General features: G+C 44.6%; 3 protein-coding genes. 1 reads left to right on the forward strand and 2 read right to left on the reverse strand.

The window, feature by feature from the left end:
- Positions 1-3,242, forward strand: a 3,242-nt coding sequence (locus tag KDK19_RS21190) for a transglutaminase-like domain-containing protein (RefSeq protein WP_257292888.1), incomplete at its 5' end; no start/stop codon positions are given.
- A 25-nt stretch (positions 3,243-3,267) separates the two neighbouring features.
- Here KDK19_RS21190 and KDK19_RS21195 read toward each other — a convergent pair.
- Together KDK19_RS21195 and KDK19_RS21200 are read right to left on the reverse strand one after the other, a co-directional pair.
- On the reverse strand, positions 3,268-5,208 hold the full coding sequence (locus KDK19_RS21195; protein WP_257292889.1) for a hypothetical protein: 1,941 nt from the start codon (positions 5,206-5,208) through the stop codon (positions 3,268-3,270).
- 329 nt (positions 5,209-5,537) lie between these two features.
- A partial coding sequence (locus KDK19_RS21200) for a hypothetical protein (protein ID WP_257292890.1) occupies positions 5,538-6,356 on the reverse strand: 819 nt, incomplete at its 5' end.

Raw genomic sequence — 6,356 nt, forward strand, 5'->3', positions numbered from 1 at the left:
AAGAAGGACTTCATCAATGCCTCAATCAGCACTACCGGCTTTATCTGATGGCCGCAAAGATATCGCTGGAGGCACTGCCAGAGTCACCGGCTCATGCCACGGCTCTTAACATGGCTTTTAACACGAGCAGGGGGGAGCTTGATTCTGGACTTTGCAAATGGTTCAACCAAACGCTACCGGGCATTGATCGTCCGTGGTTAATACGACGCAGTAATCTCAACAGTATCGATGAAAAACGCCATGAAATTCGTATTAAGGCTGATCCGGATGGAGAGAAAGCCAGAACGGAAATAATCAGTAGGGTTGCTCAGGCCAGGTGGCAGGCGTCCGGTCTTTCCCTGAAGCCGGACCCGTCCGACGATACGCTCACCCGGGCACTTTATCGATACTGGCAGCAAAGCTGGTTTGATCGTGAGTATGGTCAGACTGGCGTGGACGCCAATTGCGTGTTTCCTCTGACGGAAGAAGAAAAACAAACGCTGGAATTATCGCCTTCCCAACCTTATCTTCGGGAGGTTGATCAGCGGATAAGCGCATGGAACTCCAATGCGGTTCGATTGTGGCCTGCGTTCTGGCATCAGATAAGTGATGTGCAGAACCATTGGGTTGAGGGTTCTGAACAATACATCCCAATGGTTCACGGGAAAGAGCGTAATACATTAGACCGGAGAACGAACTTTGAGCATCGGGCGATACCAGATGTTAAGGATTATAAAGTTTTTAATACGCAAGACTTTCCTTCCGCAATGTATCGTTGGAGGGCAAAGGATATTGATGTGACTGCTGAGGGTGAAATCAAGCTGACCGAGATGGCTGATCAACACATTCAGGGGTACGATGTACTGATCCCGGACCCATTACCAGAACATGCCCGGGAAATGACTTTAGCCAGCGGAACGCTGGCGACTCTGTGCATGTCATCGCACAATGGTCTATATGCCTTGCCCAGCCTGACGCCTGACGACTACATCGTGGCCTTGAGTATTAAACCCGATTTGCCATTTATCCTGACCAGGGACGTATACACCGGGCTTCATACACTGACTCTTCGCAGGGCCGGGGACATCCGGAGTATTCAATGTGCCTATGTCGTAGAACCGAGAGAGCCGGACAGAATAATACCTTTCAGAGAAGCCTGTTCAGAACAATCAACCCGTTCAGACACCCGCTGCTCAGAAGGTATGAAAGCCGTACTGGACGAACTGTTTGAGACCATTAGTGACCAACACCCAACCGAAATACACCCACCCGAAATAAAGGCGCTTTTGCTGACAATAAAAAACACTGACGACACGATGCAACGCATTGAAGCGATCAAACACTATTGCAAACTGTTTACCGGTGAGACGGCACCGGAGGACGGTGTCAATTTCTTTAAATTCCTCGTAACACAACGACAAGGTAGCTGTCGTCATCGTGTGCCTGTTTTTGTTGCTTTTTGTCGTTACTTCGGGATTCCATGTCGGCAAATTCAGAGCTTTATCCACGCCTTTGCCGAGTATTCCGCGGATGGAGGCCAAACCTGGGAATCGGTGGATTTGGGTGGGGCACCGGCACCTTTGATCGCAATCACCCATGACTTCCTGCCCACCAGGAACGTCGGTGGTTTCAGCAATGTGTCAAAGAATATTAATGCTCTCCTGAAAGATCTTCTGAAAGATGCTGATTCAGCACAACAGCATGCTCTGGCTGAAGCCTGCGGTATGAGCCTGGAACAACTGAACAAAGCCCTTGATAGAAACAGTGCATGGCCAGCAACAAATCTGAGAATCACCAATATAATAAATAACCTTTGGGAGAGAAAAGATTTAACCGGTCTTTCCATGGGCGTCTCACTGATACAGTCTCTGGAGACAAAAGCATTGGGCGAGGAAGAGATGGCATTGATCAGCCCTGTGTATTCGAGCTACTGTAAACCCGCACCAATGCCGGAGGCAGTAAAACAGATATTAGCCGTCAGTGATGAAGATCAGGTCACTGAACTCCTCAAGTCTCTCTATTCAAAAATGATTGATCAGGCTGGAGCAAGCCCTCACCTGTGGTTGAGTTCAATACTGCGCATATTGCAGCAAGACAGTGACCTGGCCAAGTCTTCGTTTATCCACTTTGCCCGTGAAGCCATGGAATCGGGTTGGCTGGACCCACTGCCGACCTATGAGAATAACGGTATGTTGAACTGTGCTCTTCACGGACTATTGGTGTCTCTGGAAGCGGTCGATGAACTGAAGGTTAAAGCCGCCCATTGCCTGAAAAAGTGGTACAGGGTGTTATTGTCCAGAGAAAAAAGTAGACGGATATGGCGGTTGGCTTATGAAAGCTTCCAAATGAAAGAAGGGGAGACCTTATTCGTGACTCATTGTCATGATGGGTTTTCGCCATCCCTTGAAGATAAAATTAAACGCTCATCTATACAAGCTGCCTGGACGGACCAACCTGAGGGCATTCCGAATATAGAGCGTATGTTGGTGCACTATCCTGCATTTAAGCAGTTAACCTCGGGCAAAGCGAACCACCGTCCGGTGATTATCATGGGGAAACCTTTCTGGTATAAAGGAGTGATTCATGAAAAGACCGAGGCCCTGTTTCAGCTAAGCGTTGAGAAAAACTTCGACTTGACGTACCTAATGGAAAAATCCAATCAATATGATGCAAAATATGAAGAATACATCCATGCTCTGAGAATCTGTGAGATAAGAACATTATTGGATAGAACCAATTCTCTTCCAGGCTACGTTAAATCACTGCCTCCTCATCAGCGATCTCGATTTCAAAAAGAAGAACAGAAAAATGAGAATGATATCAAAAACGAATATGGACCTATTCTTGATCGCCTTGAATTGTCACATGAGGAGCAAAAGCTTTTCCGGGACTTAAAAGACATATGCAAGCGGGCGATTCGTCAAGCCTTCGCGCATTACCTGTATGAAGTGACGCACTCGAAAGGCGGCTGCTTAACGTATTGTTGGGTTGGTGCTTCCATTGAGGCTCACGATACGGTCAGGGACAGATGTGGCGCTTATGATCCATCCTCGCCTGAGGAGCTTTATGCCATGATGTCTGCAATTGATAACCCTGACGCGTTTCAGACATCTGTTAATAATGCCTACTTGCGGGAGGCATTCAACGCCAGTAACGCGCTTGTGCTCAAATCCGATGAGTTGACAGAAATTGCCATAGAGTTTTCAAGTAGCGTGAATTTGAATTCGATTTGTAACTCACTGTATGCTGGATTAATGCAATAAGTGCAATGTAAGAGCCGGTTGGCGCTTATAATTTCTTATTCAATATCGTGTCGAATATAACCAGGGGAGCAACACCCGCTTGTCTACCTTCCTCATTTGCTTGAATCGTTAAGCCGTATACCCGTTCATCTCCAGCCACTTTAAACTCCCACAATGGCACATCCTTATATCTAAAGCATTTGTAGCCTGTAGCGCCTCTTTCATGGGGCGCATAACGGCCTGTTTCATGAATGCTTTGCATTTTTTCAATGGCATCATCGGATATTGTACTTTTGATTGCATCTGATGAAGGATCAAAATAGGCATAGGCAACGATGTTTTTTGTATCCGTTTCTTTACCGGATGGGGTAAAACCTCTTTTGTAAATTGGCCTGATGCATTGGTGGTTTATCGGTATATCCTCTTTCCACGGCCTCACAGGCAGCTCGTCTTTTGGCATAACGATATCCTTGATTTTAGCTATTGCTCCAATATTTTGTTTGGGTCGCTTATTTTTCCTGATTTGCTTAAAGTCATGATAGTTTGGTAAAGACACGTGTTCCCAGTCGTTGGGGTACAGATTCAACTTGATGCTGGTCTTGCTTGAAATCGCTGCGTCTTCAGCAGTGTCGCACTTATCCATAGATTTTTTGATGTCCACTGGCATCTTCAGTTTCTCGGTTCTGATTATTTTTTCTAATATGCGACTAGTGTCTATTTTTTTTCTGGCGGCGAAGTAACGGGTTATTTTTCTTGGCAAAGGAATCAATGCAAGCGAAGAACCTATCAGGCTCAGACAAGATACTAAGTAAGTTACAGACAGTAAATTAAGTAACTTCATACCATAGCTTTTCTTGTTTGCTTCTCTCCTGGCTCTGACTCTTTCAGCAAGCTCCCTGGCTTCAGTCCACTTTTGCTCGTTGAGGCAATCTTGACGATCCTTCATGCATTGACGGAACATTTTTTTTATTTCTACAGAGCTAAGAATGGCTTCTGATTTTTTAATCTGGGAATCAATGTATTTTCTGTGCTGCAGAATATCCTCTTTTTTGCGATCACTATTAACTTTTAATGCAGTTGATGTCTGTCTTTCTAAATCATTAAATTTGCTTTTTAATGATCGTAATAAGCCTACACATACAGTCCTGCGTCCTTTTATTAATTCGTCCAGTTCTTTAGCATAGGCTTGATAATCTCCGGATTCTTTCTGATACATGAAAATTTCTTTTAATGCCGTATCGTAGCTGTCGAGTTCATCAAACAGGCCTTTCATGCAGGGGCTTAAAGGAAAGAGATCATACTTTTTTAGAACAGTAAATTGCTTATGATCATAAACAAGCATTCCGAAATCATTGTTGTGTATTTTGATGTATTGGTTAGTCTGTTCCAGAATCTTTTTTAACTCTAACGCCTTGGACTCCATACGGACGAGGTCTTTATATTTTTTTATGACAGGAACTGTTTCAGGGTTCTTAATACCAAGGACCAGACTGGTCTCGTCTGATTTTTTATAAACACCGGTCATTCTGTCCGCTGGACCGATCTGTTCCATCAGGGTTGGTTTCTGACAGGATTGAGACTGACTTTCTCTTTCAGGCGCTGATTTTTTTTTGTGGATGGTTTCTTTGGGGGCTGAGCACGTATCTGCCAGACACGCCTTCTGTGCATCATCTTTTCGGCCTGTTTCCTGTAATTTTGCGACCCATTCTGAAAAGCCAGCTTTTGGGCAAGTGTTGAGTTCAGCTGTTGTTGGGGATGCCATACTGCACGTGTCACTTTTTCCATTGCCTTTTGCAGACACACTCTGTAAACCTGAAAAAAGACCAAGAGCAAAAACAAAACGTTCTGTTATCGACATAGCAGTGAATTTTTTGCCATGGATTGCAGCCGTATTTTTCTTACTGGTTTTTTGGAGGGGGGCGTTTTCTCTTACTTCTCGGCGACCCCATTGTTTTTTCTTGTCCAATTTTGTGGATTGTTCTGGCACAGTGCCAGATCCACCATGGAGTATGGCGCAATGATTGGAAACAGGGAGTGACATCGTGATTCTCCTTAATATATAAACGTCATGTTCAGGGCAAAACAAGTAATTCTTGTCTGATTGAAGGTATAGATTGCTTTATTTCAGTAAAGTTCCTTTGTTGCATATGTTTTTTAAACAATGATAAGCAAAGGATTAACTGTTCTGGTTTTCGTGAGGGCAGACTTCGGTATTTCCCCGCCGGAATTCCGAAGTCTGTATGAGGATGGTATCAGGGAGTGAGCTAATCCCAGCCTGGTACTCAGGTCATGTCAGGTAGCTTATGAGCAATGCCCTCATGACAGCTCATCATCCTCCTGGTCAGTAACTATTCCAAAATGTGCGCCTATGCTTAACGAAATTGAATGGTTACGATGTATTGGATCCAAAGGTGGCCGAAATGCTTCTGTAAATGTTTTTACACATTGATCAGTGTGAGGGTTTTCTATTTTTTCCTGAATTCTGGTTTTTAAACCGTACATATAATGACGCCCGGCATCAAAGACCGTTCGTTTAACCGGCCATGAACTCACTATATGTTCAGGAGGTATGCCTGTCGTGAGTACTTCTTCTGCAGACGTGATAGAAGTAGTGTGTAGCCCCCCTCCCGTCAGATCTGCAGCTGTTTTGCAAATGTCGATACCGGTATTGACATAACACTGATAAACATAGGTGCTGTCTTCCTCCCAAGGCTCAGGCAAGTCGTCCGTCTCATGCTGCGATGAAAACCATGGGAACCAAGTTGCGACCGCAATGTTGCGGCTGGTATTGATGATGTTATTTTGTGAGTCATTCACCAATTGGCAGTTGCCAATGCATAGTCCATATGTTAGATGATAGGGGCTCAATTTCGTATTCAGCAAAGCTTCAAGGAAGTCATTATCGTTAATTGAATCCGAATCATCTGATTTTCGATTAAATCCTGTTTTGAAGATGGTTTCCGGAGGTCTCGAATCGCCTCTGTATACAATGCCGATATGGGATGGTGTTTTCAGAGTTGGAATAAACTCAAACTGACCCTTATGTTGCCATAATCGATTGTGCTTAAAATAGACGTTTTCAGCTTCTGGCAAGTAGGTTTTTTCCGGGTTTCTTGCAGAAACCTGGCGGGCAAA

It is taken from the genome of Endozoicomonas sp. ONNA1 (assembly GCF_024606325.1).
GTDB lineage: Bacteria > Pseudomonadota > Gammaproteobacteria > Pseudomonadales > Endozoicomonadaceae > Endozoicomonas_A.